The sequence below is a fragment of the Plantactinospora sp. CNZ320 genome (genome assembly GCF_002846275.1).
Genome location: NZ_PJMP01000001.1, coordinates 6572737 through 6599702, shown reverse-complemented (window position 1 = coordinate 6599702; position 26966 = coordinate 6572737). Strand labels below are relative to the sequence as shown.

The 26966-nt window shown below is 72.4% G+C and carries 22 protein-coding genes; 9 read left to right on the top strand and 13 right to left on the bottom strand.

What is annotated here, in order from left to right:
• Nucleotides 1–168 precede the first annotated feature (168 nt).
• The gene (locus CLT71_RS29605) at nucleotides 169–1296 is read left to right on the top strand and encodes a hypothetical protein (RefSeq protein ID WP_486483527.1); all 1128 of its coding nucleotides are present in this window, start codon (nucleotides 169–171) and stop codon (nucleotides 1294–1296) included.
• A 198-nt stretch (nucleotides 1297–1494) separates the two neighbouring features.
• On the opposite strand, the gene CLT71_RS29600 is transcribed toward CLT71_RS29605, so the two are convergent.
• The gene (locus CLT71_RS29600; protein WP_158242334.1) at nucleotides 1495–1785 is read right to left on the bottom strand and encodes a DUF998 domain-containing protein; all 291 of its coding nucleotides are present in this window, start codon (nucleotides 1783–1785) and stop codon (nucleotides 1495–1497) included.
• A gap of 122 nt (nucleotides 1786–1907) precedes the next feature.
• On the opposite strand from CLT71_RS29600, the gene CLT71_RS29595 reads away from it, so the two are divergent.
• On the top strand, nucleotides 1908–4895 hold the full coding sequence (locus CLT71_RS29595; protein WP_143743661.1) for a hypothetical protein: 2988 nt from the start codon (nucleotides 1908–1910) through the stop codon (nucleotides 4893–4895).
• A 30-nt stretch (nucleotides 4896–4925) separates the two neighbouring features.
• Here CLT71_RS29595 and CLT71_RS29590 read toward each other — a convergent pair whose 3' ends face one another.
• On the bottom strand, nucleotides 4926–5606 hold the full coding sequence (locus CLT71_RS29590) for a response regulator transcription factor (RefSeq protein WP_101371910.1): 681 nt from the start codon (nucleotides 5604–5606) through the stop codon (nucleotides 4926–4928).
• Between the two features lie 26 nt (nucleotides 5607–5632).
• Nucleotides 5633–7036: a sensor histidine kinase gene (locus CLT71_RS38295; RefSeq protein ID WP_486483526.1), complete on the bottom strand. Its 1404-nt coding sequence runs from the start codon at nucleotides 7034–7036 to the stop codon at nucleotides 5633–5635.
• 131 nt (nucleotides 7037–7167) lie between these two features.
• Here CLT71_RS38295 and CLT71_RS29580 point away from each other — a divergent pair, with 131 nt between their 5' ends.
• The 5 genes from CLT71_RS29580 (at nucleotide 7168) to CLT71_RS29560 (ending at nucleotide 11759) form a co-directional block, all read left to right on the top strand.
• On the top strand, nucleotides 7168–8067 hold the full coding sequence (locus CLT71_RS29580) for an ATP-binding cassette domain-containing protein (protein WP_101369980.1): 900 nt from the start codon (nucleotides 7168–7170) through the stop codon (nucleotides 8065–8067).
• Nucleotides 8064–8888, top strand: a complete 825-nt coding sequence (locus CLT71_RS29575) for an ABC transporter permease (RefSeq protein ID WP_486483525.1) — start codon at nucleotides 8064–8066, stop codon at nucleotides 8886–8888. The genes CLT71_RS29580 and CLT71_RS29575 overlap by 4 nt, the downstream gene beginning before the upstream one ends.
• A 1-nt stretch (nucleotide 8889) precedes the next feature.
• Entirely contained in the window at nucleotides 8890–9714 is an 825-nt protein-coding gene (locus CLT71_RS29570) for a YqeB family protein (RefSeq protein WP_486483524.1), read from the top strand.
• An 83-nt stretch (nucleotides 9715–9797) separates the two neighbouring features.
• Nucleotides 9798–11030, top strand: a complete 1233-nt coding sequence (locus CLT71_RS29565; protein WP_101369979.1) for a serine hydrolase domain-containing protein — start codon at nucleotides 9798–9800, stop codon at nucleotides 11028–11030.
• Between the two features lie 96 nt (nucleotides 11031–11126).
• The gene (locus CLT71_RS29560) at nucleotides 11127–11759 is read left to right on the top strand and encodes a hypothetical protein (protein ID WP_234359474.1); all 633 of its coding nucleotides are present in this window, start codon (nucleotides 11127–11129) and stop codon (nucleotides 11757–11759) included.
• Between the two features lie 124 nt (nucleotides 11760–11883).
• Here the strand turns inward: CLT71_RS29560 and CLT71_RS29555 are convergent, their stop codons facing one another.
• The 3 genes from CLT71_RS29555 to CLT71_RS29540 all read right to left on the bottom strand — a co-directional run bounded on the left by CLT71_RS29555 (nucleotide 11884) and on the right by CLT71_RS29540 (nucleotide 15139).
• The gene (locus CLT71_RS29555) at nucleotides 11884–13056 is read right to left on the bottom strand and encodes a hypothetical protein (RefSeq protein WP_101369978.1); all 1173 of its coding nucleotides are present in this window, start codon (nucleotides 13054–13056) and stop codon (nucleotides 11884–11886) included.
• Nucleotides 13057–14094: 1038 nt separating this feature from the next.
• Nucleotides 14095–14451 carry a MazG-like family protein gene (locus CLT71_RS29545; protein WP_101369976.1) on the bottom strand — a complete coding sequence of 119 codons (357 nt, stop codon included), beginning with the start codon at nucleotides 14449–14451 and terminating at the stop codon, nucleotides 14095–14097.
• A gap of 169 nt (nucleotides 14452–14620) precedes the next feature.
• Nucleotides 14621–15139 carry a hypothetical protein gene (locus tag CLT71_RS29540; protein ID WP_101369975.1) on the bottom strand — a complete coding sequence of 173 codons (519 nt, stop codon included), beginning with the start codon at nucleotides 15137–15139 and terminating at the stop codon, nucleotides 14621–14623.
• A gap of 627 nt (nucleotides 15140–15766) precedes the next feature.
• Between CLT71_RS29540 and CLT71_RS29535 the strand changes: the two genes are divergently transcribed.
• Entirely contained in the window at nucleotides 15767–16303 is a 537-nt protein-coding gene (locus CLT71_RS29535) for a roadblock/LC7 domain-containing protein (protein WP_101369974.1), read from the top strand.
• A 152-nt stretch (nucleotides 16304–16455) separates the two neighbouring features.
• Here the strand turns inward: CLT71_RS29535 and groEL are convergent, their stop codons facing one another.
• The 3 genes from groEL to CLT71_RS29520 all read right to left on the bottom strand — a co-directional run bounded on the left by groEL (nucleotide 16456) and on the right by CLT71_RS29520 (nucleotide 20754).
• A complete protein-coding gene (gene groEL, locus CLT71_RS29530) occupies nucleotides 16456–18816 on the bottom strand; it encodes a chaperonin GroEL (RefSeq protein WP_101369973.1) in 2361 nt (786 codons plus the stop codon).
• Entirely contained in the window at nucleotides 18806–19351 is a 546-nt protein-coding gene (locus CLT71_RS29525) for a hypothetical protein (protein ID WP_143743660.1), read from the bottom strand. Before CLT71_RS29525 ends, groEL begins: the two co-directional genes overlap by 11 nt.
• Nucleotides 19352–19434: 83 nt before the next feature.
• Complete coding sequence (locus CLT71_RS29520) at nucleotides 19435–20754, bottom strand: MFS transporter (RefSeq protein WP_101369971.1); 1320 nt, start codon at nucleotides 20752–20754, stop codon at nucleotides 19435–19437.
• 168 nt (nucleotides 20755–20922) lie between these two features.
• Between CLT71_RS29520 and CLT71_RS29515 the strand changes: the two genes are divergently transcribed.
• Nucleotides 20923–21912: a helix-turn-helix domain-containing protein gene (locus CLT71_RS29515; RefSeq protein ID WP_101369970.1), complete on the top strand. Its 990-nt coding sequence runs from the start codon at nucleotides 20923–20925 to the stop codon at nucleotides 21910–21912.
• A gap of 53 nt (nucleotides 21913–21965) precedes the next feature.
• Here the strand turns inward: CLT71_RS29515 and CLT71_RS29510 are convergent, their stop codons facing one another.
• From CLT71_RS29510 to CLT71_RS29495, 4 genes are all read right to left on the bottom strand, one after another.
• Entirely contained in the window at nucleotides 21966–23537 is a 1572-nt protein-coding gene (locus CLT71_RS29510; protein WP_158242332.1) for a PQQ-dependent sugar dehydrogenase, read from the bottom strand.
• Nucleotides 23538–23626: 89 nt separating this feature from the next.
• Nucleotides 23627–24097, bottom strand: a complete 471-nt coding sequence (locus CLT71_RS29505; protein WP_101369969.1) for a DinB family protein — start codon at nucleotides 24095–24097, stop codon at nucleotides 23627–23629.
• 117 nt (nucleotides 24098–24214) lie between these two features.
• Nucleotides 24215–24922 (bottom strand): VOC family protein, encoded by a 708-nt coding sequence (locus CLT71_RS29500; RefSeq protein WP_101369968.1) that lies wholly within the window; start codon nucleotides 24920–24922, stop codon nucleotides 24215–24217.
• A gap of 81 nt (nucleotides 24923–25003) precedes the next feature.
• Entirely contained in the window at nucleotides 25004–26965 is a 1962-nt protein-coding gene (locus CLT71_RS29495; protein WP_101369967.1) for a vWA domain-containing protein, read from the bottom strand.
• Between the last annotated feature and the right edge of the window lies 1 nt (nucleotide 26966).

Sequence of the window (26966 nt, the reverse complement as noted above, 5' to 3'; positions counted from 1 at the left end):
GATTGGCGTCCACTACGACCAGGGCGACGCCACGCCAGCCGGCCAGCGCGAAGAGATCGGTATCCAGGGGCGAAACTCCGGGGCGTTCCCGACGCCCAGGTTTCCCGGAGGCCGCATGACTGGCATGATCGTGTATATGATCGAAAGAATCGAGTCCCTTGTCCGCCGGTGAGTGAGACCCCCGGGCCCCGACCGCCCAAACTCATGATGAGCCTCTTCGGTCACGCGCAGCGGCTGCACCACCGATATCCGGACGAGCCCCTGCCGCGGTACGGCGAACCCCTTCCGGATGAGGCCCGCCACCCGCCCCAGCGCTGGATCCAGGATCCCGAAGACCGGCGGCTCATCGGTGCCGACGTGGCCACCGTCCTCGATGCGTATTTCGCGGATCCGGTGTCGACGCCCGACGAACTCGTTGACGCGTTCCACGACCTCTACCCGCCATCCGGCCGCAACGAGCACATCGCCGCCGCCGCGCTGCGGGCCGACCGGCAACGCGTCCAAAAGACCGGCCGATGGCTGGTGGAACACAGCACGGACCGGTGCTCAGTCACCATCGGGCTGCAACTGCTCGCTACCGACTGGGCAAAGGAGGACATCCCACTGATCCAGACCATCGGGCTGCTGTCGAGAGAGTTCGGGTCGCTGGCCGCATACGCCCTGCGACGGCGGCTGGCGGCGGACGCCCTGCGCTGGTTGGCGCAGCGCAGCATGGACTGGGGCAGGGTTCACGCGGTGGAGGAACTGCTCGACATGGACGCGACCGGCACCCGCCCGTGGCTGCTGCGCCACGCATGCGGGGGCAGCCCGCTCGACGGCTACTTCGCTGGCAAGGTCGCCACCCGCGCACACCTGCACGAGGCGATCATCAGCCCAGAGGTCGACGACGACCTGGTCGACCACACCGGACAGTTACTGCGGGTCATGACCCACTGCCGCGGAATGGGCACAACGATCGACCGCTACCCGCCGGCCCGAGCCGTACTCGCGGCCCACGCCGGACACCTCAGCCGCCAGGCGCCGAACCTGGACCGGTACCTCGACGCCGCCGTCATCGCCGATTACCTCACCGAACTGCCACCCGACGCCAGGGAGTGGATCGGCACCGACCGGGAACCGATCCTGGCCCGATACCTCGCGGTACTCCAAAGCGACGACTGGTCGATGACGCTACGTTCCATGCTGGATCCCGCCGATGAGTTCCACGCCTGGTTCGCCGGAACCGTTGCCGCGCGGCTGCGACTGCGGGCATTCGAGGGGTTCAAGGCATCTGCAGACGCCGAGCCCGACCGGTGAGGACGTGCCGGTCGCGGCGGCGATCGACCACCACCTGACCATCCGGCAGCATCCGCTTCTCGCATGATCGGTTTCACCCTGGCGCCGGTTGGGTCCGATGGTGCGCGGCAAGCAGCGACGCCCATGCCAGGGCGAGGGCGATCGCGAGGGCGAAGGCGAAGGCGACGTTGGCCGGGCGTGATCCCTGCAGCGCGAAGATCAAGCTCCAGCTGGCGAGGAAGTCGCGCCGGTCACGCCGCTGAAGGCCGCCCAGGCGCGACGGCCGGTCGCGCCGAACCGCCGGGCGAAAACGAAGCACGCGGCGACGAGCGCGAGAAAGGCGATTCCGGCAACCAGGAAGTGCACCGCTGCGGGCCAGCTCATCGTGGTGGGAGGGCCGGTCGGCGTGCCCGGTGGGAAGCCGTCGGCGGGGTCGGCGGAGAAGATGGCCGCGCTGCCGGGCATCACGGCCAGGGCCGTGTGCGGAAACCAGTGGTACGCCTGGGACACCAGCGACCCAATGAGACGCCCGAGAACGGGCATTCCGGACCGCAGCCGTTACCACGATCTCTAGCCTGGAGGTGCGGATTCGTCACGAAAGGGGACCGAGCCGAGAACCATCGGTGACCGAGATGCCTCATCGAGCAAGAAGAACGTCGCACGGTATCCAGCGGTCCGAGCAGTGGGAGCAGCCAACGCCCCGGCGGATCGGCAGAGAATCCCGGGCCGCGCCGGCCGCGCTGCCGATGCCCCGGCCCGGGCGGGCCCTCGGTTGGCAGCTTCTCAGCACCGCAGCCCTGCTCGCCGCGCTGGTCTGGTTCGGCCGGTCGGGACTGCGGGCCGGCCGCCCCGACACCTGGCTGCTCAGCCCGCTCGACGGTCTCGCGATCACCCTCGGCGGCGACGGGTCACACCCGATGCGGCACCGGCTCGGGCTGCTCGTGCTGGCCGTGGTCTGCTTCGCCGCCTGGCGGCACCGGCGCCGGGTCCGGCTCGCGTACCGGCCCGGGCCGGTCGACGTGCACGAGTTCACCGACGCCACCCCGGACCGCAGCGCCCCGGTCGACGACCTGAAGAGCCAGTTCTGCCAGCGGCTCTCGGAGACGCACATCTATCCGCCGTACGCCGGACCCGCCGACCCGCCGCCGGAGACCTTCCTCGACGTGGCCAGCGGGGTCGACCCGCGCAGCGGCAACCCGCTGGCCATGCTGCTCCAGATGCTGCCCCGGCTCTGGCCGAAGATCGGCTACCGGGTGACCGGGGTGTTGCAGGTACGCGCCCAGGAGCCCTGCTACGGGGTCTCCGCCACCGTCACCTCGTTCCTCGGCGGCGGCCGCAGCGCGATGACCACCCAGTGGGGCAGCACCTGGGAGGAGGCGACCCGGCGGACGGCGTACTGGGTGCTGGCCACGATCCTGCCGGTGACCCGGCTCGCCCGGGCCGCCCCGTGGCGCAACTGGTGCGGCCGGGAACTGCCGGCGGCACTCTTCGCCGCCTACAACAAGGGCAAGGAGTCGCAGGACCGGCGGCAGTTCGACGAGGCGCTCCGCTACTACGGCGTGGCGCTCGGGCTCGACCCGTTCAACGCCGACCTTCGGGTGATGGTGGCCAGCGTGCAGGAGGAGATGGGACTCTTCCTGGACGCGCTTGACACGTACCAGTCGGCGTTGGTGCTGCGCGAGCAGGGCGGCTGGTACGACGACCACATCTGGACCACCCGTACCGACCGGCTCCGCCACGTGCCCCGGCACCTGCTCGGTACGCTGCGCCACCTGCGCCGCCGACCCGACTCGATCAAACTGCGCTACCAGTACGCCTGCACGCTGGCCTACACCGAGCGGACCGTGCACCAGTGGTTCAAACAGGACGGTGTCGGCGACCGGGAGAAGGTACGCCGGCAGATGCGGCAACGGCTGGAGAAGGCGTTCGTCGACAGGTACTGGCCGGTGGTGGTGACCTTCGCCGACGCGCCCGGTGAGCCGGCCGCCAAGGAGTGGCTGCGCCGGGTGCTGCGGGAGTGTCCGGAGGCGACCCGGGTGGTGTTCCAGATCGCCGCCGCCCAGGAGTTGTACCGGCTGCGCGAGGACACCGTACTCGCCTGGTTCGTCCGGGCCAGCCGCTCCGAGGTGACCCACTCGGCGCTGCTGCTGCTCCGGGACGTCTGGGCACCGCTGCGGCTGGCCCGGGCATGGCACGACTGGGCCGCCGCCGGCTGGCAACCACTGCATCCGCCCACCACGCCCGGCATCGGCGGGCCACCGTATCCGCCCACCACGCCCGGGGGCGACGGGTGGGTGCGCCAGCCCGGTAGGCCCGGTACACCCGGCATGACCGGCGGCGCCGGGCTGTCCGCCGACGGCGGGGCGCCCGCCGAACCGGTCGGCCCCTTCGACGACGGCGGCTGTCTCGCCGGCTGGTGGCGGCGCGGCCCGCGTGCCCGGGCCCGGGCGCTGAGCCGGGAGTGGCCGTGCGGCGGGGTGCTGCTGGACCGGGCGATCCGGCGGGCCCAACGCCGACGGTGGCCGAGGCGCCCGCTGCGGTCGTTCGACTTCTACAACGCGGCCTGCACCTACGCCTTCGCCCTCAAGGGGTACTTCCCGGAGTTGGAGCGGTCCACTCCGGCGCACCTCTCGGCCACCGGGCGGGCGCTGTGGCGGGGCCGGCGGTTGATCACCGACGCGCTGCCGCTGGCGTATCCGCCCCGCTGGCACCGGCGACCGGCCCCGCCACCGTTCACCTTGGATGGTCAGGTGGCCCGGGAGCCGACCCCGCACCCGTTGCCGCCGCCGGTGGCGCCGCTGGTGGCGAAGGCGGTGGAGCGGCTCCGGGCCGCGCTGGCCTGCACCGAGAGCGGGGTCGCCGCCGACCGGCTGCGGCGCTGGATCCTGAGCAGCGAGCCCGATCTCGCGCCGCTGCGCCGGTTGCAGGACTTCGGGTACTTCGAGGAGGAGGTCTACCCGAGCCTCAAGGTGGTACTGCCGCGCCCGGACAAGGTGATCAACTCGCGGATGTCGGCGTACGCCAAGGAGCTGCTCCGGCAGGGCGCCGTACTCCTCGAACAGACCTGGCACGACCGGGCCCTGCCGCCGCAGACCGCCGACCCGCACCAGTTGATCCGCTGGCTCGACCTGGACGCGGAGACCTGGGACACGCTCTGCCGGATCGCCCTGGACCATGCCCGCTACTGGCGCGACCGGGCCGAGTTCATCCGGCTGCTGCGCGAGGCGGTGGACCCGATCCGGATCGCCGAGGCCCGGTTCCCGCCGTCGATCCCCCGCTACGACGACCTCTGCCTGGCCGGTTCCGACCGGCTGGTCGGGGACGGCAGCCGGACCGAGGAGAACATCGAGCGGCTGGCCCGGCACAACATCGCGCTGGTGGACCGCCGGCTCAACGCCATCTACCAGAGCATCGCCGAGCAGGCCGGAGACGGCAGCCTGCGCGCCCGGCGCCGGCTGGCCGAGCTGGACTACCGGGGCGAGCCGCTGCGCGGCGACGAGGCGCTGAGCATCTGCACCCGGCAGGCGGGGCGGTGGCACCAGGTCGCCGAGCGGATGCGTGAGACCGGTCCGGTGGTCGACACCAGCGGCCTGGAGCCGCTGCGCTCCCGGGACCGCTGACCGGGCGTACTCGCAGGTCAGACTCGCGGGTCAGACCAGTTCGGCGTCGTGCACCAGCAGCGCCACCTGGACCCGGTTGGTCACCTCCAGTTTGGTGAGCAGCCGTGAGACGTACGCCTTCACGGTCGCCACGCTCATGAAGAGCGCCGCCGAGATCTCGGCGTTGGACCAGCCCCGGCCGATCGCCACCGCGACCTCCCGCTCCCGGGCACTCAGCCCGTCGAGCAGGCGTAGTGCCCGGTCCCGCCGCAGGTCGGCGTCCCGCCGGGCGGAGGTACCCACTCCGGTCACGTGTGCGATCAGTTTGCGGGTGACCGTCGGGGAGAGTGTCGCCTCACCGGCCGCGACCCGGCCGATCGCCGCGACGATCTCGGCCGGCGGGGTGTCCTTGAGCAGGAAACCGCTGGCCCCGGCCCGTAACGCCCGCAGCACGTACTCGTCGACGTCGAAGGTGGTCAGCACCAGCACCTCCGGCGGGTGCGGCAGCCGGCGCAGCGCCTCGGTGGCGGCCAGCCCGTCCATCCTGGGCATCCGGATGTCCATCAGCACCACGTCCGGGTGGTGTTCGGCCACCGCCGCCAGCACCTCGCTGCCGTCGGCCACCTCGCCGACCACCCGCAGCCGGGGCACCCCGCCGAAGATCATCGACAGCCCGGCCCGGACCAGCGCGTCGTCGTCGACGATCAGCACCCGTACCGGGTCAGGAGGCATCCGTACCGGGTCGTTGGCGGCTCCGTTCACGTCGGCCACGGTAGCCAGGCCGCCAGTCGGAAGTCACCCGAGTCGGTACGCCCGTGTTCCAGCCACCCGCCGAGCAGGGCGGTACGTTCACCGAGCCCGACCAGCCCGGTGCCGGTACCCGGGACCAGGGGCCCGTCGGAGTGGCCGACCGGCCACCGGTTGCGTACCTCGACGCTGAGCCCCAGTCCCGGTCGCCCTCGCGCGGTCACCAGTACGCTCGTCCCGGGCGCGTGCTTGCGGGCGTTAGTCAGCCCCTCCTGCACGATCCGGTACGCCCCCCGCCCGACCCCGGCCGGCACGGTCTCCGTCGAGGTCAACTCGGTACGCAGGTCCACCCGCATGCCCGCCTCCCGGGACTCGGCGACCAGCGCCGGCAGGTCGTCCAGGGTCGGCTGCGGCCGCTCGGGTGCCCGGGGCGACGGAACCGGCGTGGCCGGCCCACCGTTGCCCGTCACGGGCACCGCCGGGTACGGCGGATCCGGCGGATACGCCTTCGGCCCCGAACCCCAGCCGCCGGAGACCGGCTCCGGCTCGACCGGCTGCTCCGGCTCCGCCCCGCCCTCCGGCGGGTCCTCCCGGAGCACGCCGATCACCTCGCGTAGGTCCTGCAACGCCTGGTGCGCGCTGCTCCGGATCACCCCGGCCGCCCGGGCGATCTCCTCCGGCGGTGCGTCGGGGCGGAACTCCAGTGCCCCGGCGTGCAGGCTGAGCAGCGAGATCCGGTGCGCGAGGACGTCGTGCATCTCACCGGCGATCCGGGTACGTTCCAGCCGCCGGGCCGCCTCGACCCGCAACCGCTGCTCCGCCTCGGCCCGGTACGCCCGGTCCCGCCAGGAAAGCACGAGCTGCCGCCGGGCCCGGATGAACATCCCCCAGGCCAACACCGCGGTGATCAGTACCACGCTGAGCGTCATCCCGGGCCACGACCCGTCGTTCGGGTCGGGATTGCGGTACTCGTAGAAGACACCGGCGCCCAGGTGCGCCGCGAGCAACGGGCCGGCCACCGAGATCGGCCGGTGCACCACCAGGGTCAACAGGATGATCAGGATGGCGATCCCGGACGGGGTGGAGAAGAACGACAGTGGCAGGGCGACGACGGCCAGCGTGACCGGCCAACGGCGGCGTATCCAGAGCGCCAGGCAGAGTGCGGTGGTCAACACCGCGTCGATCACGACCGCGAGTTCCGAGTCGGCCCGGTCCCCCACCATGGCCGGCTGCGGGCGCAGCACGTCCCAGAAAGCGATCGACGCGTAGCCGGAGGCGATCAGGAAACAGAGCGTGTCGACGATCCAGTCCCGGGTCGACCGGCGCGGCCGGCGCCGCCCCCCGGTGGACGGGTCGGCGGTCAGGGCGGCCGGCAGCAGCCAGGGGTGCTCGGGGCGGGCCGGCACACCAGTCATCGGTCAACTGTACGAACCTGTGCCGGGAGCGGGACACCAACCAAAGTCGACGTCTGGAAATAGCCGAAGGTCGCCGGGGATGTACTCCGGGCCGCAGCGCCCGGCCGGTCGGCACCGGCAGGCTCGACCACATGATCAGTGTCGAACACCTGACCAAACGGTACGGCCGGCACACCGCGGTCGAGGACGTCTCGTTCCGCTGCGAACCGGGCACGGTGACCGGGTTCCTCGGCCCGAACGGTGCCGGCAAGTCCACCACCATGCGGATGATCTGCGGCCTCACCCCGCCGACCGCCGGTACCGCCACCGTCGACTCCGTCAACTACCGCCGGCTGCCGAACCCGGGCCGGTGGGTCGGGCTGCTGCTCGACGCCTCCGCCCAGCACCCGGGCCGGACCGGGCGGGAGACCCTGATCCTCTCGGCCCACACCATCGGGGTCTCCCGGCGTCGGGTCGACGAGTGCCTCGACCAGGTCGGCCTGAACAGGGTGGCGGCCCGGCGGCGTGTCCGGGCGTACTCGTTGGGAATGCGCCAGCGGCTCGGCCTGGCGCAGGCGCTGCTCGGCGACCCCCGGGTGCTGATCCTGGACGAGCCGGCGAACGGCCTCGACCCGGAGGGGATCTTCTGGATGCGCGGCCTGCTGCGCGACTTCGCCGACCGGGGTGGGACGGTGCTGCTCTCCTCGCACCTGCTCCGCGAGGTCGAGGCGGTGGCCGACCGGCTGGTGGTGATCGGCGGCGGCCGGGTGGTGGCGCAGGGCAGCAAGGACGAGTTGCTGGCCGACGCGGGCGCGCTGGTCCGGGCCCGGGACCCGGAGGCGCTGCGCGGCGCCCTGGACCGGGCCGGGTTGCGGGTGCGGTCCGGCACCGACGGCGGGCTGCTGGTCGACGCCGCCCCGGGCTCCGTCGGGCAGGCCGCCGCCGACTCCGGGGTGGCGCTGCTGGAACTCCGGCCGGCGGAGAGCGCCGGACTGGAACAGATCTTCCTGACCCTGACCGCTGGCGACTCCGTCCGGGAGGCCGTGAAGTGACCACCGACACCACTGGGCGGATCGACGCCAGGTCCGCCGGCCCGGCGGACCGACCCGGCGGGTACGACACCTTCGCCCAGCCGACGCTGCTCCGGTTGACCCTCGTCGAGCTGCGCAAACTCGCCGACACCCGGGCCGGCCTGTGGCTGTTGGTCACCATCGGCCTGATCTCGGCGGTCATCGTGGCGGTGCTGCTCTTCACCGCGCCCGACCCGGATCTGCGGTTCGAGAACTTCTTCGCGCTGGCCCAGGTGCCGGTCGGAGTCCTGCTGCCGATCCTCGGCATCCTGTTGGTCACCAGCGAGTTCTCCCAGCGCACCGCGCTTACCACCTTCGCACTGGTACCCCGGCGGCACCGGGTGGTCGCCGCCAAGCTCGGTGCCGGGGTGGTCGCGGCACTGATCTCCGTGGTGGCCAGCGGGGCGACGGCAGCCCTCGGTACCGCGCTCGCCGGGCTGGCCGGCGACGGCGGCTCCTGGTCCACCGACCTGTCGGCAATCGTCGGCGCGGCGGTCTTCCAGGTGGTCAACGTGTCGCTGGGCATCGCGTTCGGCCTGCTGTTCCAGAGCACCCCACTGGCCATCGTGCTCTCCCTGGTGCTGCCGATCGCCTGGTCGATGCTCGGCGGGATGATCGAGCGGTTGCGCTCCGCCGCCGAGTGGCTGGACACCGGGCTCACCACCGCCGCCCTGTTCGAGCCGCCGAACCCCGGACACCTCGACGGTGGGCAGTGGGCCCGGCTCGGCGTCTCGGTCGCGGTCTGGGTGCTGGTGCCGCTGGTCGCCGGGCTGATCCGGACGGTACGCCGGGAGGTGTCCTGAGGTGCCCACCGACGCGTTTCCGCCGGACCGGGCCCGTCCCCACGGGGAATCGACGCCGGACCGGGCCCGTCCCCACGGGGAATCGACGCCGGAGCGGGCCGGGACACCCGGGGAGCCGACGGTGGTGGCCGAGCCGGTCAGCCTGGTCGCCCTGGTCTGGGTCCTCTTCCCGCTGCTCGGCGCCGCCCTGCTCTGGGCGGCGCAGGCCGCGGCGGGCTGGATCACGTCACTTCGCTGGGTTCCCTGGCGCGGCCTGTTCACAATGATCGACGGCATCGACGAGCCGTGGGCCACCGGCGGCGCCCTGCTGATCGGCGCCCTGGGTGGGCTGCTGATCGCCGCCATCGCCGCCGCCGAACGGTTGAGCGTCACCGTCGCCCCGGACGGGGTGACCCTGGTGCGGGGCGACGCCACCCGACGGATCGACCGGGCCGCGATCGCCGGGGTGTTCCGGGACGGCAAACGGCTCGTCCTGCTCGGGCCCGCCACCGAAGAACTGGTCAGGGAGGCGTCGGACCTGTCGGCCGACCGGCTCCGGGCCGCCTTCGAGGCGCACGGCTACCGCTGGTACGCCGACGGTGACCCGTACCGGGCGGAGTTCCGGCGCTGGACCGACGGCGGCCCGGAGCTGCCCGTCGGGGCGAACTCGCTGCTCAAGGCCCGGCAGCGGGCGCTCGACAAGGGTGACGAGACAGACCTGGCCGAACTGCGGACCGAGCTGACCCGGATCGGCGTGGTCGTCCGGGAGGAAGCCAAGCGGCAGTACTGGCGCCGGACGTTGCCGCCCGGACGAACCGGGACGGATCTGCCGGCGGATCCGCGCTGACCCGGTGACCGGATGACCGGGGATGCCGACCGGCGGCGGGTGGTCGTTGCCGCCCTTTCCGGCCCGGCAGTATGGTTCGGCGAATGAGCCTCAAGCGCAGCGTCGACCCTGACCAGGTCGGCTTCGACCCGGCGAGGCTGGCCCGCGTCGACGAGCACTTCGCCCGGTACGTCGACGCGGGGCAGTTGGCCGGTTGGCAGATCGTGGTGACCCGGCGGGGCGAGGTCGCGCACTCCTCGACGTACGGGATGCGGGACCGCGAGGCGGGGCTGCCTGTCGAGTCCGACACCCTCTGGCGGATCTACTCGATGACCAAGCCGGTCACCTCGGTCGCCGCGATGATGCTGTGGGAGGAGGGCCGACTCCAGCTCACCGACGAGATCAGCCGCTGGCTGCCGGAGTTCGCCGACGTCCGCGTCTACGACCGGGGGTCGGCGCTCAAGCCGTACACGGTGCCGGCGGTCGAGCCGATCCGGGTCTGGCACCTGCTCACCCACACCGCCGGGCTGACCTACGGCTTCCTGCAGACCTCGGTGGTCGACGGGCTCTACCGGGCCGCCGGATTCGACCTCTACGCCCCGGCCGGGTTCGACCTGGCCAGCGCCACCGAGGGTCTGGCCCGGCTGCCGCTGCTCTTCCAGCCCGGCACCGCCTGGGGCTACTCGGTCGCCACCGACGTGCTCGGCCGGCTGGTCGAGGTGGTCTCCGGCCAGTCGCTGGACGCCTTCTTCACCGATCGCATCCTCGGCCCGCTCGGGATGACCGACACCGGCTGGTGGGCCGAGGGCGCCGACACGGACCGGCTGGCCGCCTGTTACGCCGCGCACCCCGGCACCGGCCAGGCGATCCGGTACGACCAGGTCGGCGCGCTGGCCCTGCAGAGGCCGTCACTGCTCTCCGGCGGTGGCGGCCTGCTCTCCACCGCGGCCGACTACCACCGGTTCACCCAGTTCCTGCTGCGCGGCGGCGAGTTGGACGGGGTACGCCTGCTCGCTCCGCGTACGGTCCGGTTCATGACCCGCAACCACCTGCCGGAGGGGCAGGATCTGGGGCGGCTCTCCACCGGCGGCTTCGCCGAGACAACGTTCGACGGGATCGGCTTCGGACTCGGCTTCGCGGTGGTACTCGACCCGGTGCCGAGCCGCACCCCGAGCAACCCCGGCGAGTTCTACTGGGGCGGCATGGCGAGTACGGCGTTCTGGGTCGACCCGGTGGACGAGGTCACCGCGCTGCTCTTCACCCAGCTCGTCCCCTCCAGCACCTATCCGCTCCGGGCCGAGCTGCGCCAGCTCGTCTACGCCGCCCTGATCGACTGACCCGGGCCGTTCGTCGGTTCGCGCGGTAGGCGCCGCCGGGCGGCGGGGTTGGCGCGGCAGGGGTAGCGTGTTGATCGCATCCGGGGGAGGTTCGCCATGGCGATGAGGGCGAAGCGGGTGAGTCTGCTCGACATCGGGCTCGACTCGTCGTTCGACGCGGCGATGACATTCGTCCAGTCCACGCTGCAGAACATCAACGCCGAGCATCAACAGCCGATCGTCGACATCGACTTCGTCCGTTCCCGCGACCCGGACACGGTGCTTACCGCCTTCACCGCCTCCTGCGACGTACTGCACGTGATGGCGCACGGCGACCACAGCAGTACCCCCACCTTCGCCAGCAGCGACGGCCGGACGAAGATCTCCCTGGAGGCGCTGGGCGAGGAGGCGGCCGCCCGGGGGCGCGGGATCTCGGCGCACGCGATCCTCGCCGACGGCTGCCGCACCGGCACCGGTGCCTGGCAGAAGGCGGTCCGGGACTGCCTCCAGGACGAGGTCACCTACATCGGCACCTCGGCGCAGATCGGCTGGCACGAGAGCGGTGTCTTCTGCTCCGCCTTCTACGGCGCGCTGTTCCGCAACCGGGGCCGGGGCATGACCCCGGCCGAGCAGGCCCAGGACGCGGCCGAGCGGGCGATCGAGGCGTACACGCTGCTCACCGACCGGCACTGTCCGTTCCGGGTACTGACGCTGAGCCCGAGCCGCTGGGCCCGGATGGCGCTCGCCTGATCCCGGCTCCCCGCCCTACCCGCACTCCCCCGCCAGCCGGGGGCGGCGGCAAGCGGGGGTCACTCCGGTCAGGCCGGCGAGCGGGGGCCAGGCCGGTCAGGCGGCCGTGCGGGGGTCAGGCCGGTCAGGCCGCCGAGCGGGGGGTCGTCGCCCGGGAGAACCGGCTCGACCCGCCGGCCCGGCGCCCGGCCGTCGCGGGCAGCCGGGAGGCGCTCGGCGGTGCGATCGCCTGCTGCCAGTGCTGCAACATCGGCAGCAGGTCCCAGCCCACCTCGCGGCGGCGGGACGCGGCGGCGACGCAACGGGCCCGCCAGCTCCACTCGTTGAGCTGCCCGGACGGTCCGGTCAGTTCGGCGCGCAGGTCGAGCAGCACGTCGACGGAGTGCCGGAAGGCGGTACGGCTGCGCTCGCCCTCCGGCCGGTCCAGCAGCCAGCCCAGGCCCCGGCCGGCACATGTCGCACAGTCGCAGTGCCACATCCCGTTGTCCGGGTGGCGGCGCATGGTGGCCTCGATCTCCGGCAGCGGCGCGTACGACAGGCACTGCCGGACCACCGCCGACGGCCGGGGTACCCCGGTCAGCGGGCCGGATCCGGCGGGCCGACGCGGATCGAGCCGGCGCAGCGCGGGTTCGGTGCCGATCGCCACCGCGGTCGCGCCGGAGCAGAGCGCCCCGAGCACTGGCAGGTCGGCCCGGAGCACCAGCACCGGTACGCCGCAGCCGAGCAGCTGGAGCAGCCCGCGCACCGTACTGGCCGGGCTGAACGGGTTCGCCGACTCCTCCACGACCACCGCCACCGGTACACCGACCGCCGTCACGTAGCGGAGCAGGGTCTGCCGGGCGATCCGGTCGGCGAGCCAGTACGGGTGCATCGGCAGCAGTGCGATGGCGTCACCGAGCCGGGCTGCCCGTTCGAGGATGCCGGCCAGACCGGCGCTGTCGTCCCGGTCCAGATAGCCGGAGTCGGTGAGTACCGGCAGGCCGAGGTCCCGCTGGCAGTCGATCCAGCGCGGGTCGAACGGCGCGGCGGCGGGCAGCCGGCCGTCACCGGCGTACCGGGCCGCGTCGAGCAGCACCGGACGACGGTAGTGGTCGACCTCCCTCAGGTGCCGTGCCCGGCTCAGGCAACCGCGCAGGTTGCCCCGGTCGGCGGTGACGACCAGGCCGCCGCCACTCCGGTCGGCGACCTCGGCCGCCAGGGTGACCTGGCTGGTCCGGCAGTGCAGCAGCAGACTGCGGTCGAGACCCCCGATCCGCCGCCCTGTTCCGCCCGATCGCCCGTCAAGGTCCCGCGCCACGAACCCTCACCCCGCTGATCGTCGTCAAGACATTGATCACCATGAGTGCTTAAATGGTAACTCGACGCAACCGAGTGGGGTAACGGGGTGCGATTCCTTTGGCAGATCGCGGAAAGTGCCTTGGCCATCGCGACCGGTTCGGGTAACGGAGCCTCACGCCGTCCGGTTGGACGCGCGACTCCGCGCCGCCGGGTGACTCTCACCCGTCGGCGCGGCCCGCCCCTCAAATCTGGGAAAGATTGTCGAGCTGGGAGACAGCTCTGCGCGACCAGCCGGACGGCGGTCGACTCAGAGCACCATCTCTCGCCAGCCCGGGCGCCCACCTAGCCAGGCGTCCGCGAGAATGCGCGCGGATGCCTCACCGGGGCACTGCTGCACCTTCGAGCGCCCTTGGGCGCCCCCGACCTGGGCCTCGACTTCCCATAGCTGCCCATCCGTACGAATGTAGACGTCGCGCCGTGCGCGCGGACCCCGATCGCCGTTCCACCAGTGCCGCTCGACTCTCACCCAGCCACGGTATAGCACTGACGGACCCGGTGGATATCCTCAATAACCAAACCTTGACCTCCCGGTTATCGTCCGCGCTCCGGGAACGTCCGGCAGGCCGGTCCGATCCGGTGCCGAAACCGTCGAACCGGGTGCTCGACATCGACCGGATCGGGGATGCCCCTTCGACAGGCATGGCATCCGAAACGCCACCGGCCAGGCGGACACCGAGCGCGGATCTCGACCGGAGATCCGGATCCGCCCGGGTGCCGCGATCGGCGTACCCGGCAGAGAAGTCGCAGGTGGCGAAGGGTTCGGCACCGGGGCGGGCTGGCCGGCCGTCAGCTACGGGGGAAGGTGACGACCGGGCTGCGGGCACCCGCCCCGGCGCCTGTCCGGGTCCGGCCGCCGACGACGTCCCGCCGGTAGCCGACCCTCCACCGGTCCGCCGCCACGTCGGCGGAGGGCGGCCCGCCGACGTCGGGTCGCGCGGCGAACCGACCAGCGAAGCATGTCGTCGTCAGGCGCCCCGATGTCGGACAATCCGTCCGCTCAGCCGGAAACCGCCGACGGACCGGGCCCCGCGCCGGGCGCGGGCGCCTCCGGGAGCCGGTCCCGCACCCGGGCGGCCCGGCCGTGCAGCACCTCCCGGGCGTCGAGGCCCAGGCTCTCGATGGCGACGAGCGCGGAGAGCGCGACATCGGCCAGCTCGCCGGCCACGTCGTCGAGGCTGTGCGTCACGCCCTTGCGCGGATTCTGCCCGGTCATCCCGATCCACGCCCCGGCCGCCTCACCGGCCTCCTCGGTGACCTTGAGGATCCGGCAGGTCAGCTCGGCCCGGTCGGTGCCGTTCGCCCGGTCCAGCCAGGCGCGTGCGGCGCGGACCGCCGCCCAGGTGGGGTCACTCACCGCCCCACGGTAGCCGTGCCGCCCGCCCCGAACCGGGCACCGCCACCCGCCCCGCCGGCCCGAACCACCTCGACCCGCCTCAGGGCTGGACCGACTCAGGACGGGACCGCCTCGACCCAATCAGGACTGGACCATTGCCCCAGGACCGGACAGTCGGGGGACGGGACGGTCACGCGTCGGCCGCGCGCAGGATCTGGGTACGCCCCACCGGCGCCGGCCAGACCTGCAACAGGTAGTCCTCCGTCCGGTCGGCGACGGGCCGGCCCAGGCAGGGGTGGCGTCCCCGGGCGTGCACCCGGACCCGATAGCTGCCCGCCCCGCGGAAGCTGATCCGGGGGAAGTCGGTACCACCGCCACGCGCCGACCGGACGTGCGACTGGCCGACCGCCGTCCGGTACGAGATCTCGACCGCGTCGTCCCAGCCGGCAGTCCTCGCCGCCGGCCGTTCCACGTGCAACTCGACTGTGAGGTTGGCCCAACCGCCGCCGCAGCCGGTACGCACCAGCAGCGCTCCCTCGGTCACTCCGACCAGGCCGTTGTCCCTGGTGTTGGCCTGCCAGTGCCAGCGTGGCGGCGGGTCGGGATCGGTCAGACAGAAGCAGGACCTGGCGACGCGGACGACCCCGGCGCAGACCCACATCGCGTCGGTCACCCGGTATTCGAGCAGCGCTCCCGCCCCGAGCGGCATCAACGTCGCTCACCCGATCCACGTCGGGCGGTGATGGGCAACACCGCGCCTCTCCCCGTGTCAGCGCATCAGACAGTTGCGTTCCGCATCAGACAGTTGTGTTCATGAATGTCTTCCCTTGCACTCTGACACAGCGCGTCGATGTCGTCCACTCGCATCAGCCGATGACCTGGGAAGCGCACGTGCATCTGCGGTTTGCAGACGCCACGTGCAGTCACGCTCAGTTTTGGTTACTGTGCGCAGTGGCGCGGTGCGTAGAACGACCGCCCATGCCGCGCAACATCGGTCGTATCGCCCTGTTCCATCGCGGACGGGTCAACAGTAAGTTAGCTGCACAGACAAATACCTGTCTCGCGAGATGCAACTTGCACCAAGGCATGCCACTCTCCCGGAGGAGCAACTCGCGCGTCAGACCGGCCGCCGCCCACTTCGCCGCTCAGCGGTGACGGCACTACGGGCAGTGACGTTCACACCAAGAATGGAGGCGCTGTCAGTGGCGAACCACCAACCGATCCGGCCGCTGAGCTCTCGCGCGGGCAAGGAAACCTTCCGTCCTGCTGCTCCGGCCTGCCCCCAGGTTGACCTCGCATCCGCAGCGTGCCACACGCCCGAGGTCGAGGAGCGGTGATGACCGTGACGCAGTTCCAGGACGCCCGAGGGGACCTGTTCGACAGTCCGCTGCCCCGGCGTTCTCCAGGGGCTCAACTGGACAGTGGCGGCGAGGATCACCTCCCGGAGGATGCCTTCGCCCAGCCGGGTCCCGGCACCGCCGGTCGGCACCGCACCGGGCAGTCGGCCCTGCACGCCGAGTTGGGCGCGCTCCGGGACCGGGTGCCGGGGGTGCGCGGGGCCGTCCTCGCGGGCATCGACGGGCGACTGCTCGGGCACGACCTCACCGCCGGCCCCGAGCCGCTCGACCTCGCCGCCCTCGCGGCCACCACCTTCGGGCTCGGCCGGCAGTGCGGCATGACACTCCAACAGGGTCCGCTGCGCGAACTCACGGTCCACAGCCACCAGGGCTACTTCACGGTGTACGGGGTGAGCGACCACGTACTGCTCGCCGTCCTCGGCGACGACCGGTTGAACGTGTCGTGGCTGCACCTGGAGGCGGGACCGGTCGCCGAACGGATCGCTGACCTGCTGCACGTCGGCGGCACCACGTAGCAGCATGGGCTGGGGCCGGCGTCGGGTTCACCCGGCGCCGGCTACCCGCCCCATCCGCCAACCCGCCCTATCCACCATCCCCAACGCACCGTCCGATCCTCATCCACTCCGGATCGGACACCGGACGGGTCACCGGATCGGAGGCCGGACGGTCAGCCGATCATCAGGTACCGGGTCACCACCCCGGCCGCTGCGGTGACCGCCTGGCGCAGCGTCGCGGCGGCGTCGACGATGCCGGCGTCCAGCGCGGTGACGTACGCGCCGGCGACCACGTCGAAGGTGACACCCGGGCCCCGACGGCACAGATCGGCCGGCCCGGCACCCGGGTTACGCCCAGCGTTGCGCATCAACTCCTCGTAGGGCGCGACAAGCGCATCGGCCACCACCGCATAGCCGAGCGCCTCGTCACCGCCGCACGGCACCCGGGAACCGATCCGCTCGGCGACGGTCAGCAGCGCCGCCCCGCCACCGGGTACGAGTCCCCACTCGACAGCGGCCTTCGCGTTGCGTACCGCGTCGTCGATCTGCCGTTTGCGCTTCTTGAGCTGCCCCTCGGTGGACTCGCCGACCCGGATCACCGCCACCCCGCCGCCCAGCCGGGCCAGCCGCTCCCGCAGCAGCTCCCGGTCGTGCCCGTCCGGGTGCCGGGCCAGCTCCGCCCGCAGCCCCCGCACCCGGCGCCGGGCCAGTTCCGGGTCACCGGCCCCGTCGACCAGGGTGGTGTCCCGGCGGGAGGTGATCACCTTGCGGGCGCCGCCCAGCACCTCGGCGGTGGCAGCGGCGAGCCCGCCCTCGGCGTCGCGGACCACCTGTGCCCCGGTGAGCAGCGCCAGATCCGCCATCATGGTGCACCGTTCCTCGTCCGGCCAGGGCAGCCGCACCGCCACCGCGTCCAGGGTGTGCCGCATCTTCCCGACGATCAGCGCGGTGAGGGCGGCGTCCCGGATGTCCCGGGCGAAGACCGCCAGCGGCCGACCGGACCGGCCGACCTCGTCCAGCAGCGGCCGCAACTCGGGTACGCCGGAGAGCCGCTGGTCGACGATCAGGATCGACGGGTCGTCGAGTACGGCCTCCGCCTCCTCCGGATCGGTCACGAAGTACGGCGAGACGTGCCCGGCCGGTACCCGGATGCCCCGGGTGAGTTCGAGTTCGAGGCCGAAGAGGTTGCTCTCCTCGACGATCACCACACCGTCCTTGCCGACCCGCTCCATCGCGGTGGCCAGCAGGTCGCCGACCACCTCGTCGCCGGAGGCGATGGTGGAGACCATCCGGAGCTGTTCCTTCGTCTCCACCGGCACCGCCAGGTCGCCGAGCTCGGCGAGGACCGCCAGGGCGGCCGACTCGATCCCCCGGCACAGCGCCACCGGGTTGGCCCCGGCCCGCAGCGCGACCGAGGCACCGTCCAGCATGGCCTGGGCCAGTACCACTGTGGTGGTGGCACCGTCGCCGACCCGGTGCCGTACCCCCTCCACCAGTTCCCGGACGTAGCTGGCGCCGATCGCGTCCCGGCTGTCGTACGCGGTGAAGAGCCGGACCACACTCGCCGCGTCGGCCAGCTCGTGGTACGCCCCGGAGGCGTCCTCGACAAGTACCCGCCGGCCGAGCGGCCCGAAGGTACGCCGTACCAGGTCGGCGCCGGCCCGGAAGCCACGGGCGACGATCGCCTGGTGCCGGTTGTAGTTGCTCGGTCGGGGCACCGTCGCCGCGCTCGCCCTGGCCACCCCGCCCGTCCCATCCTCGCCCGGCCCCGACCGGTCGGCGGTCGGCGCAACGGTGGCGAGATAGATGTGCGGCTCGGCGTTGTAGGCACTCCACTTCGGCTTCTGGTCCGGCCGGCGACGGACCACCCCGTCGTGGACGTACCGGAACAGCTCGTCGACACCGACCCGCCCGTCGCCGTCCAGGTCGGCTCCGCCGGTGGCCAGCCCCTCCAGCAGTACGTCGGTGAAGATCGAGCCGCGGGGTGCCGACTCGACCAGACCGTCGGACTCGAAGGCGTACTCGTAGCTGTCGCAGGCGCTGATCACCACGTACCCCCGGCCGACCTGGCCGTCCAGCGCACCCTGCGGCGCCGCCTTGAAGCCCTCGGCGAACGCACCGGCGAAACAGCAGTCCAGCACCAGGACCTTGGCGGCGGCCCGGCACGCCTCCAGTTGCTCGTTGACGAAGGAGCGGGAGATGGCGGTGCTGGCCGGTCGGGTCCGCACGGTGTTGGCGGCGGCGAAGTAGAGCCGGTGGAACGGGTCGACGATGCCGTGGCAGGAGAAGTAGAGCAGTACGAGGTCGTCGTTGACCCGGTCGGTGAGCAGATCCTCGATCTCCCGGCGTACCTCCTGGTCGGAGGCGTCCTGGAGGGTACGGACGGTGAAGTTGCCCACCGACGGGTCCTCCAGTACCGCCGCCAGCCGTTCCACGTCCTGCTCGGGGGCGCGGAGCTGGTCCAGTGACGGGTCGTCGTACTCGCCGACCGCCACCAGCAGCGCGTACCGGCCGGTCGGCGGGTTAATCGGCACCGGAGCCGGCGCCGCTCTGTGTCGGCGGCACGCCGAGCCACTCGACCACCATCTGTTCGGTGTCCTCGCCGGGCGCGCTGATCGTCAGGGTGCGCCGGCCGTCCCGCAGGACGATCCGGCGGGCGGCACCGCGCTCCAGGAAGGCGACGGCGACCTGGGCCAGCGCCGCGACGGTGGTGGCCGAGAAGAGACCGGTGACCACGAGTTCGGCAAGCGAACCGGCGGTGCCGCCCTTGCGGACGAACGGGCCGGTGCTGCCATACCTCCCTGCGGCCAGGTCGGCGAGATCGGGCAGCGAGTCCGGGCCGGACAGCGGGTCCCGGTCGGACAGCGGGTCCCGGTCGGGCAGCGAGGCTGGGCCGGGCGGCACCGGGGCGGCGGATCGGAGCGGCGGATCGTCGACCCCGGACCGGACGACGTGCAGGATCGTCCGGGTGTGCAGCTCCCGAGCCAGCGCGGAGGCGGATTCGGCGTCGCCGCGCCTGCTACCGGGGACCGGCCCGGAAACCACCAGAGTGAGCACACCAGCATTCATAGAGTAATGATGTCGTAACAATGAGTAATCGCCTGTCGGGTTGCCGACACCAGCCCGTCAGCCTGCCGACATCACCGCCCAGGTCACCGGGCCGAGGCGATGGCGGGTGTGGCGGGCGCGTCCGGCCCGGCGCCTTCGGCTGGGCCGCTGCCGGACCCGAATACGCCGGAGCGGCGCCGACGCAGCAACATCGAGAAGATCGCGGCGGCGGCACAGAGCGCCCCGGCGACGTACCAGGCCAGGTTGTAGCTACCGAGCTGGTCCCGGATCAGCCCCGCGCCGGTGGCCGCGACCGCCGCGCCGACCTGGTGGGCGGCGAAGACCCAGCCGAAGACCACGGCACCGCTGTCCCCGAAGTACTCCCGGCACAGCGCGACCGTCGGCGGCACGGTGGCCACCCAGTCCAGCCCGTAGAAGATCACGAAGACCAGCATGCTCGGCCTGGCCGAGTCGCCGAACAGGCTCGGCAACACCAGCAGGGACAGCCCGCGCAGCGCGTAGTAGGCGGCGAGCAGGACCCGGCTGTCGAACCGGTCGGTGAGCCAACCCGACGCGATGGTGCCGGCGATGTCGAAGAGCCCGACCAGGGCGAGCAGGCTGGCGGCGGCGGTCTCGGTCATTCCGTGGTCGTGCGCGGCCGGGATGAAGTGCGTGCCGACCAGGCCGTTCGTCGAGGCGCCACAGATCGCGAAACCGCCGGCGAGCAGCCAGAACGCCGGAGTCCTGGCGGCGGTGCGCAGCGCACCGAGTGCCCGGGCGGCCGCCCCGCCGGTCCGGGCCGGCGCGGGCACGACCTCGGTCGCGCCGTAGGGAGGCAGGCCGAGATCCGCCGGGTGGTCGCGCAGCAGCCACCCCACCAGGGGTACGACGGCCAGCGCCGACCCGGCCACCACAAGCGCGGCGCTCCGCCAGCCGTACGCCTCGACCAGGTTCGCCAGCAGCGGCAGGAAGACGAGTTGCCCGGCGGCACCCCCGGCGGTGAGCACCCCGGTGACCAGTCCCCGACGCCGGACGAACCACCGCCCGGTCACGGTGGCCACGAAGGCGAGCGCCATCGACCCGGTACCCAGCCCGACGAGTACGCCCCAGCAGAGGATCAACTCGGCGCTGGTCCGCATGAACACGGTCAGCCCGCTGCCGGCGGCGACCAGGGTCAGCGCGGCAGCCACCACCCGCCGGATGCCGAACCTGTCCATCAGGGCGGCGGCGAACGGCGCGGTCAGCCCGAAGAGCAGCAGGTTTACCGAGACCGCGGCCGAGATGGTCGCCAATGGCCAGCCGAACTCCTCGTGCAGCGGGTGCAACAGCACGGACGGGGTGGCCCGGAACCCGGCGGCACCGACAAGCGCGACGAAGGCGACGGCGGCGACCACCCAGGCCGGGTGCAGGCGACGGGAACTCACCGGACGAGTCTGCCGGCGGGCGGGGCCAGGCCACGAGTGGCCGGACAGCCATGATGCGCAAGAATTGGGCCAACCCACCGGAAGAGCGGACCCGACCGGAAGAGCGGACCCGACCGGAAGAGCGGACCCGACCTGGAGAGCGAACCCGACCGAAAGAGCGGAGCAGCGATGGCCACCAGCAGTCCCACCCCGCGACACCGGGTCGTGGTGCTCGCCCTGGACGGGGTGGTCGGGCTCGACCTCGGCACCCCGGCCCAGGTCTTCGGCACCGCCCGCAACGCCGACGGCGAGCCGCTCTACGCCGTCACCACCTGCACCCCCGGCGGCCTGCCGGTGCGTAGCAGCGCGGAGTTCCGGGTGCTGCCCGACCACGGACTGGAGATCCTGGCCGACGCCGAGACCATCGTGGTGCCCGGCATCCACGGCGGCCCGCCGCTGGTCGACGGGACCGTGGACCCGCAGGTCCGTACGGCGCTGCGCGAGGCGCACGACCGGGGAGTACGGATCATGTCGATCTGCACGGGCGCGTTCGTACTCGCCGCCGCCGGACTGCTGGACGATCGGCCGGCCACCACCCACTGGGCGTACGCCGACCGGTTCCGCCGGCTCCACCCGAGGGTACGGCTCGATCCCGAGGTGCTCTTCGTCGACGACGGTGACCTGCTCAGCTCGGCCGGGGTGGCGGCCGGCCTCGACCTCTGCCTGCACGTCATCCGGACCGACCACGGCAGCCGGGTCGCCAACCGGTCGGCCCGACGCTGTGTGGTGCCGTCGTGGCGGGACGGCGGGCAGGCGCAGTACATCGAACGACCGCTGCCCGAGGCGACCGCGGCCGGCACCGGGCGGACCAGGGACTGGATCCAGCACCGGTTGCACGAGCCGCTGACCCTGCCGCAGATGGCCGCGCACGCCAGCATGAGCGTGCGGACCTTCACCCGGCGGTTCCGCGACGAGACCGGCCTCAGCCCGGCGCAGTGGCTGCTGCGGCAGCGCACCGAGCATGCCCGGCTGCTGCTGGAGACCACCGACCTCGGCGTCGACCAGGTGGCCCGGCGCTCCGGCTTCGGCACCGCCGCCGCGCTGCGGCAACAACTGCATCAGCGGATCGGGCTACCCCCGACCGCCTACCGCCGCACCTTCCGCCCGCCCAGCATGTAAGGAAGGGCCCCCGCATATCGTTTTCTGTTGTAGCGGGGGCCCTTCCTTACACCTCAGGTGCAGGTGTTGCCGTTGAGGGTGAAGACGGTGGGCGCCGGGTTCGGTCCGGTGTTCGAGGCGAGGAAGCTGAACTGGACCGTGCCGCCCGGCGGGATGTTCGGGTTCCAGCTGGCGTTCTGCGCGGTCACCACCGCACCGGACTGGCTGCCCCGGGCGTTGTAGAAGGAGCCGGCGCGCTGCGCGGCCGGGAAGGTCCAGCCCACCGTCCAGCCGCTGACCGGCGCGGTGCCGGTGTTGGTGACGGTCACTGTGGCGTTGAAGCCGGTACCCCACTGCTGGTCGACCCGGTAGACGATCCGGCAGGCGGCCGGCGGGGCGGTGGTGCCGAACTCGATCCTGTGCAGCTGGCCCGGCAGGTCGTTGACCAGATACAGCTCGCCGTTGGCGTCCTGACCGAGGCTGGTCGGCTGGATGGTCAGCTCGGTCAGTGCCCGGGTGGCGTACGCCCCGCCGGGGGTGGCCGGGGGCCGGACCACGAACGCCGTACCGGAGCAGTAGTCGGTGGCCAGGTAGGTGCCGGCGGCGATGTCGGCGTACTCCTCGCCCCGGTAGACGTACCCGCCGATCACGGCGCAGCCGTCGGTCGAGGTGCGGTACGAGTAGATCGGTTCGACGTACTCGGCACCGGCCTGGCAGCGGTCGGGGTTGAAGATCTGCGGCCCCTCCCGGCAGGACCAGCCGAGGTTGGCGCCGGCCTGGTCCGCCCGCAGGTGGTCGATCTCCTCGAAGGTGCCCTGACCGACGTCGGCGATCCAGAGCGAGCCGTCCCCGCCGAGATCGTGCGAGAACTTCCACGGGTTGCGCAGCCCGTACGCCCAGATCTCCGGCCTCGCGTTCGCGGTGCCCACGAACGGGTTGTCCGCCGGTACGCAGTACGGCCGCCCGTCGCAGGAGCGGCTCACGTCCAGCCGGAGGATCTTGCCGAGCAGGGTGTTCAGGTTCTGCCCCGAGTTGAGTACGTCGTCGGAGCCGCCGCCGTCGCCGATGCTCCAGTAGAGGTGGCCGTCCGGGCCGAAGGTGATGTGCCCGCCGTTGTGGTTGGAGAACTCGGCGTGTGGCTGGGTCAGGATCACCTGCTCGCCGGCCGGCGGGATCGGGGTCTGGCCGGCGGTGGCGAGGGTGAACCGGGAGAGCGTGACAGCGCCCTCCGGCAGTGCGGTGTAGCTGACGTAGAGGGTCCGGGTCTGGTCGAAGTCCGGCGTGGTGACCAGGCCGAGCAGCCCGCGTTCGTTGCCGGAGGTGTCGACCCGGTCCCTGATGTCGAGCAACGGGTCGGCGGCGAGTCCGGTGTCCGGGTGGTAGACCCGGATCGTGCCCTGCTTCTCGGCGATCAGCAGCCGGCCGCTGCCGTCATCGGGGGCGAAGATGGCGGTCGGCCGCTGGAGTCCGAAGGCGACCTGGGTGGTACTGACGGTGAGCTGGTCCAGCGGAGGCAGCGCGGCTGCCGCCACGCGTTCCGGGGCGGGCTGGCCGGCTGCGGGTGGCGTGCCAAAGGCGACGAGCGGGGCGATCAGGGCGGTCACGCCGACCAGGCAGAGCCGCCCGACGGATTGACGTCGCAGCATATTCACTCCCATCGGTTAACAGGAAGGTAATGCTGCGAACGACCCCTAGATCACGACGTCCCGGATTGTGGGAACGCTCCCAGGCGCAACTACCTGCCGCCCGTACGCATGGCGCGCAACTGTTCGAGATGTGCCGGCAGGTGGATCCGGCCGTGGATGTCGAGCATCCGTCCCCAGGGGAGGGACTCCTCGATGTGCAGCTCGAAGCCCTCCCGCAGATGTGAGTCGACAGGGGTCTCCGCCTCCGGCCCCAGCCGGTCCACAAGCGCGCAGAGCCGCTCGCTCGTGGCCCGCAGTCGCTCGGCCAGCTCCGGCAGCCCGGCGTCGGGCGGCAGCATCGCGTCCACCTGCGGACGCAGCGTCGACTGCCCGTCGTAGTACGCCCACGGCGAGCCGGCCAGCACCGCCTCGGTCGCCTCGGCCAGCAACTCGTCGTTGGCGGCGAGGTGCACCAGCACCTCCTCGACGGTCAACTCCCCTGGCGGCGGTGGCCCGAACGTGCCCCCGTCGACCTCGGCGAGCAGGTCAGCGTACGCCCGGCGCAGCTCGGCCGTCTCCATCCGCCCGAGTCTAGGCGGCGGACCACCGGACCGGAGCCGCTATCGACGAAAGGCCGCGCTGTCCGACCGTGCTCAGCTCCCCCGTACATCGGCGAAAGGCCCCGCCGCCCGCCTTGCTCAGCTCGCCCGCACGCAGAACTCGTTGCCGTCGGGATCGGCCAGCTCGACGGTGCCGTCCGCACCGACCTCCAGGCGGGTGGCCCCGAGCGAGACCAGCCGCTCGACCTCCGCCTGCTGGTCTCCGTCGACCGGGGTGACGTCGAAGCGCTGCCGGTTCCGCCCGATCTTCGGCTCCACCGGCGGGCCTCCCCAGGCGACCTTGGTGCCGCCGCCCGGCAACTGGATCGCGGTCTCCTGCTCGTGTTCCCACACCAGCGGCCAGCCCAGCGCCTCGCTCCAGAAGAGGCCGACCTGCCGGGTGCCGTCGCAGGCGATCTCCCCGAGCAGGCCGGTCCCGGCGAGATAGTTGTTTCCGGGCTCGATCACGCAGAACGCGTTGCCCTCCGGGTCGGCCAGCACGATGTGCCCTTCCTCGGGACGCTGGCCGACGTCGAGGTGGCTGGCGCCGAGCTCCAGCGCCGTCGCCACCTTCTGCTGCTGGTCACAGAGGCTGGCGCTGGTCAGGTGCAGGTGCAGGCGGTCGAGCCCCGGCTCTTCCGTGCGGCTCGGCACGAACCGGAGGCTGAGCTGGGTGTCCTCGCCCGGCAGGAACACACCACCGGCGTCCTCGACGACGACCTCCCGGCCGAGCATGCCGGACCAGAACCGTGCCACCCGGGCCGGGTCCTGCGCATCGAAGGTCACCGTCAGCAGTCGGGAGCGCATCACCGCACAGTAGACACGGGCCGATCGGCCGACAACCGGATATCAGCGGCCGACCGCGCCGCGTCCGCAGGTAGCCGGATATCAGCGGCCGCGCCGACCCCGCCGCGCCCGCAGGTAGTCGGAGACGACGTATTCGCCGAGGTCGTCCAGGTCCGGGGTGAAGACCCGGCCGCCGCAACGCCGGGCCACCGCGTCGACGAACCGGCGCAGCCCCGGATCCTCACCCAGCATGAAGAGGTTCATCGTGGCGCCGTACCGGGTCAGCTTGTCCACCTCGGCGACCGTCAACTGGATCGTCTCCGGCAGCGACGGCCAGTTGAACACCCCGCCGCCGGCCTCCGGATCGAGGTGTGCGGTCGGCTCGCCGTCGGTGACCACCAGCACCACCGGCTCCGAGCCGGAGTGCCGGCGCAGGTGCCGGCCGGCCAGCATCAGCGCGTGTTGCAGATTGGTGCCCTGCACCATCTCCGGCTCCACCCCGGCCAGCTCCTGCTGGGTCAGCGGCATCGCCTCCCGGCCGAAGCCGATGATCTGCAACTCGTCCTGCGGGAACCGGGTGGCGACCAGGTGCGACAGTGCCAGCGCGGTCTGCTTCATCGGCCCCCAGCGCCCCTCGGAGACCATCGAGAAGGAGAGGTCGACGCAGAGCGCCACTGCCGCCGAGGCACGCCGCTCGGTCTCCACCACCTCGAAGTCCTCGACCGCCAACGCCACCGGTACCCCGGCACCGCCGCGCCGTACCGCCCGGCCGAGGGTACGCACCACGTCGAGCGGCTGCTCGTCGCCGTACTCCCATAGGCGGGAGGCACCGGTCACCTCACCGGCGGCACCTGCCGAGCGCAGGTCGTGCTGCCCCCGCCGGCCGGTGGAGAGTTCGGCGAAGATCCGGCGCAGTGCCGTACCGCCGAGCCGGCGCAGCGCCTTCGGGCTCAGGGTCAGCCCGTCGGCGCCCCGGGTCAGCCAGCCCTGTCGACGCAGTTCCCGTTCCAGCTCACGCAGCCGGCGTACGTCGTCGGCGGCGTCCCGGCCCAGGTTGCGTTGCACCGACTCCACGTCGATGTCGTCCAGGGTCGCCCCCGGGTGCTCCTGGCCGAGCTGGTCCAGCAGGTCGTCGAGGTCGGCGATCTCACCGAGCGCCCCGGCCGCCTCGCCGTAGCCGAGCGGCTGGTCGCCCCGGACCCGCTCCCGGCGGTCCCAGGCCAGGTCGGGGCGGAGCGAGCGCAGGTTCGCGTCCAGCGCCGCGAGCTGCCCGGCCAGCTCCGGGCCGAGCGAGGACTCCATCAGCCGGGACAGCTCCTCGCGCTGGGCCGGCGAGAGCGAACGCATCAGCCGTTCCCCGGCAGCGGCCCGCCGGGCCAGCGCGTCGACCAGCTCCTCGACCGTCTCCGGGTTCTCCGGGAAGAACTCGCCGTGCCGCCGCATGAACTCGGCGAACGCGTCGGTGGTCTCCTCGCCCCGGTCGTGCCGGGCCAGCAGATCGTTGAGGTCGCGCAGCATCTCGGCGAGCTGCCGCTGTGCCGCCGGGTTCGCGGCACCGCGCATCGCGTCCCGCAGACCGCTGAACCGCTGCTCCAGCACGTCCCGGCGCAGCCCGTCCAGAATCTGCTGGTAGGCGGCCCGCGCCTCGTCGCTGGCCCACTCGTAGCCGGCCAGTTCCTCCACCGCCCGCGCCGTCGACGAGGGCAGGTTGTCGAGTACCGCCTCGGCGAACCGGGCGCTGTCGTCGTCCCGGCCACGCAGCTCGTCCCGTTCGGCGGCGAGCGCCTGGTCGAGCAGGGCGCGGGCCCGGGTCACCGCGCCGTCCAGGTCACCCCGGCGCAGCGCGTCACGCCGCATCCGCCGGGCCCGGGCGACCAGGTCGTCCAGGCCACCCCGGCCCTGCGGGCCGCGCCGCAGCAGGTTGCGCAGCGCCTCACGCAGGCTGCCGCCGGCCAGCACCTCGGCGCCGACCGAGTCGACCGCCGCCCGCACGTCGTAGGGCGGGGCCAGCGGGTCGGGGCCGCCGCGCCAGGAGCCGTACCGGAAGCGGTTTCCGCCGGTCACG

Excerpts from the sequence above, each read along its gene's own strand:
- CLT71_RS29595 (WP_143743661.1), top strand. The coding sequence starts at position 1,908 with ATGCCTCATCGAGCAAGAAGAACGTCGCACGGTATCCAGCGGTCCGAG.
- CLT71_RS29510 (WP_158242332.1), bottom strand. The coding sequence starts at position 23,537 with ATGCTGCGACGTCAATCCGTCGGGCGGCTCTGCCTGGTCGGCGTGACC.
- CLT71_RS29540 (WP_101369975.1), bottom strand. The coding sequence starts at position 15,139 with ATGCCGCTCGGGGCGGGAGCGCTGCTCGAATACCGGGTGACCGACGCG.
- CLT71_RS29580 (WP_101369980.1), top strand. The coding sequence starts at position 7,168 with ATGATCAGTGTCGAACACCTGACCAAACGGTACGGCCGGCACACCGCG.
- CLT71_RS29535 (WP_101369974.1), top strand. The coding sequence starts at position 15,767 with ATGACCGTGACGCAGTTCCAGGACGCCCGAGGGGACCTGTTCGACAGT.
- CLT71_RS29525 (WP_143743660.1), bottom strand. The coding sequence starts at position 19,351 with ATGAATGCTGGTGTGCTCACTCTGGTGGTTTCCGGGCCGGTCCCCGGT.
- CLT71_RS29560 (WP_234359474.1), top strand. The coding sequence starts at position 11,127 with ATGGCGATGAGGGCGAAGCGGGTGAGTCTGCTCGACATCGGGCTCGAC.
- CLT71_RS29590 (WP_101371910.1), bottom strand. The coding sequence starts at position 5,606 with ATGCCTCCTGACCCGGTACGGGTGCTGATCGTCGACGACGACGCGCTG.
- CLT71_RS29500 (WP_101369968.1), bottom strand. The coding sequence starts at position 24,922 with ATGCGCTCCCGACTGCTGACGGTGACCTTCGATGCGCAGGACCCGGCC.
- CLT71_RS29505 (WP_101369969.1), bottom strand. The coding sequence starts at position 24,097 with ATGGAGACGGCCGAGCTGCGCCGGGCGTACGCTGACCTGCTCGCCGAG.
- CLT71_RS29515 (WP_101369970.1), top strand. The coding sequence starts at position 20,923 with ATGGCCACCAGCAGTCCCACCCCGCGACACCGGGTCGTGGTGCTCGCC.
- CLT71_RS29565 (WP_101369979.1), top strand. The coding sequence starts at position 9,798 with ATGAGCCTCAAGCGCAGCGTCGACCCTGACCAGGTCGGCTTCGACCCG.
- CLT71_RS38295 (WP_486483526.1), bottom strand. The coding sequence starts at position 7,036 with ATGACTGGTGTGCCGGCCCGCCCCGAGCACCCCTGGCTGCTGCCGGCC.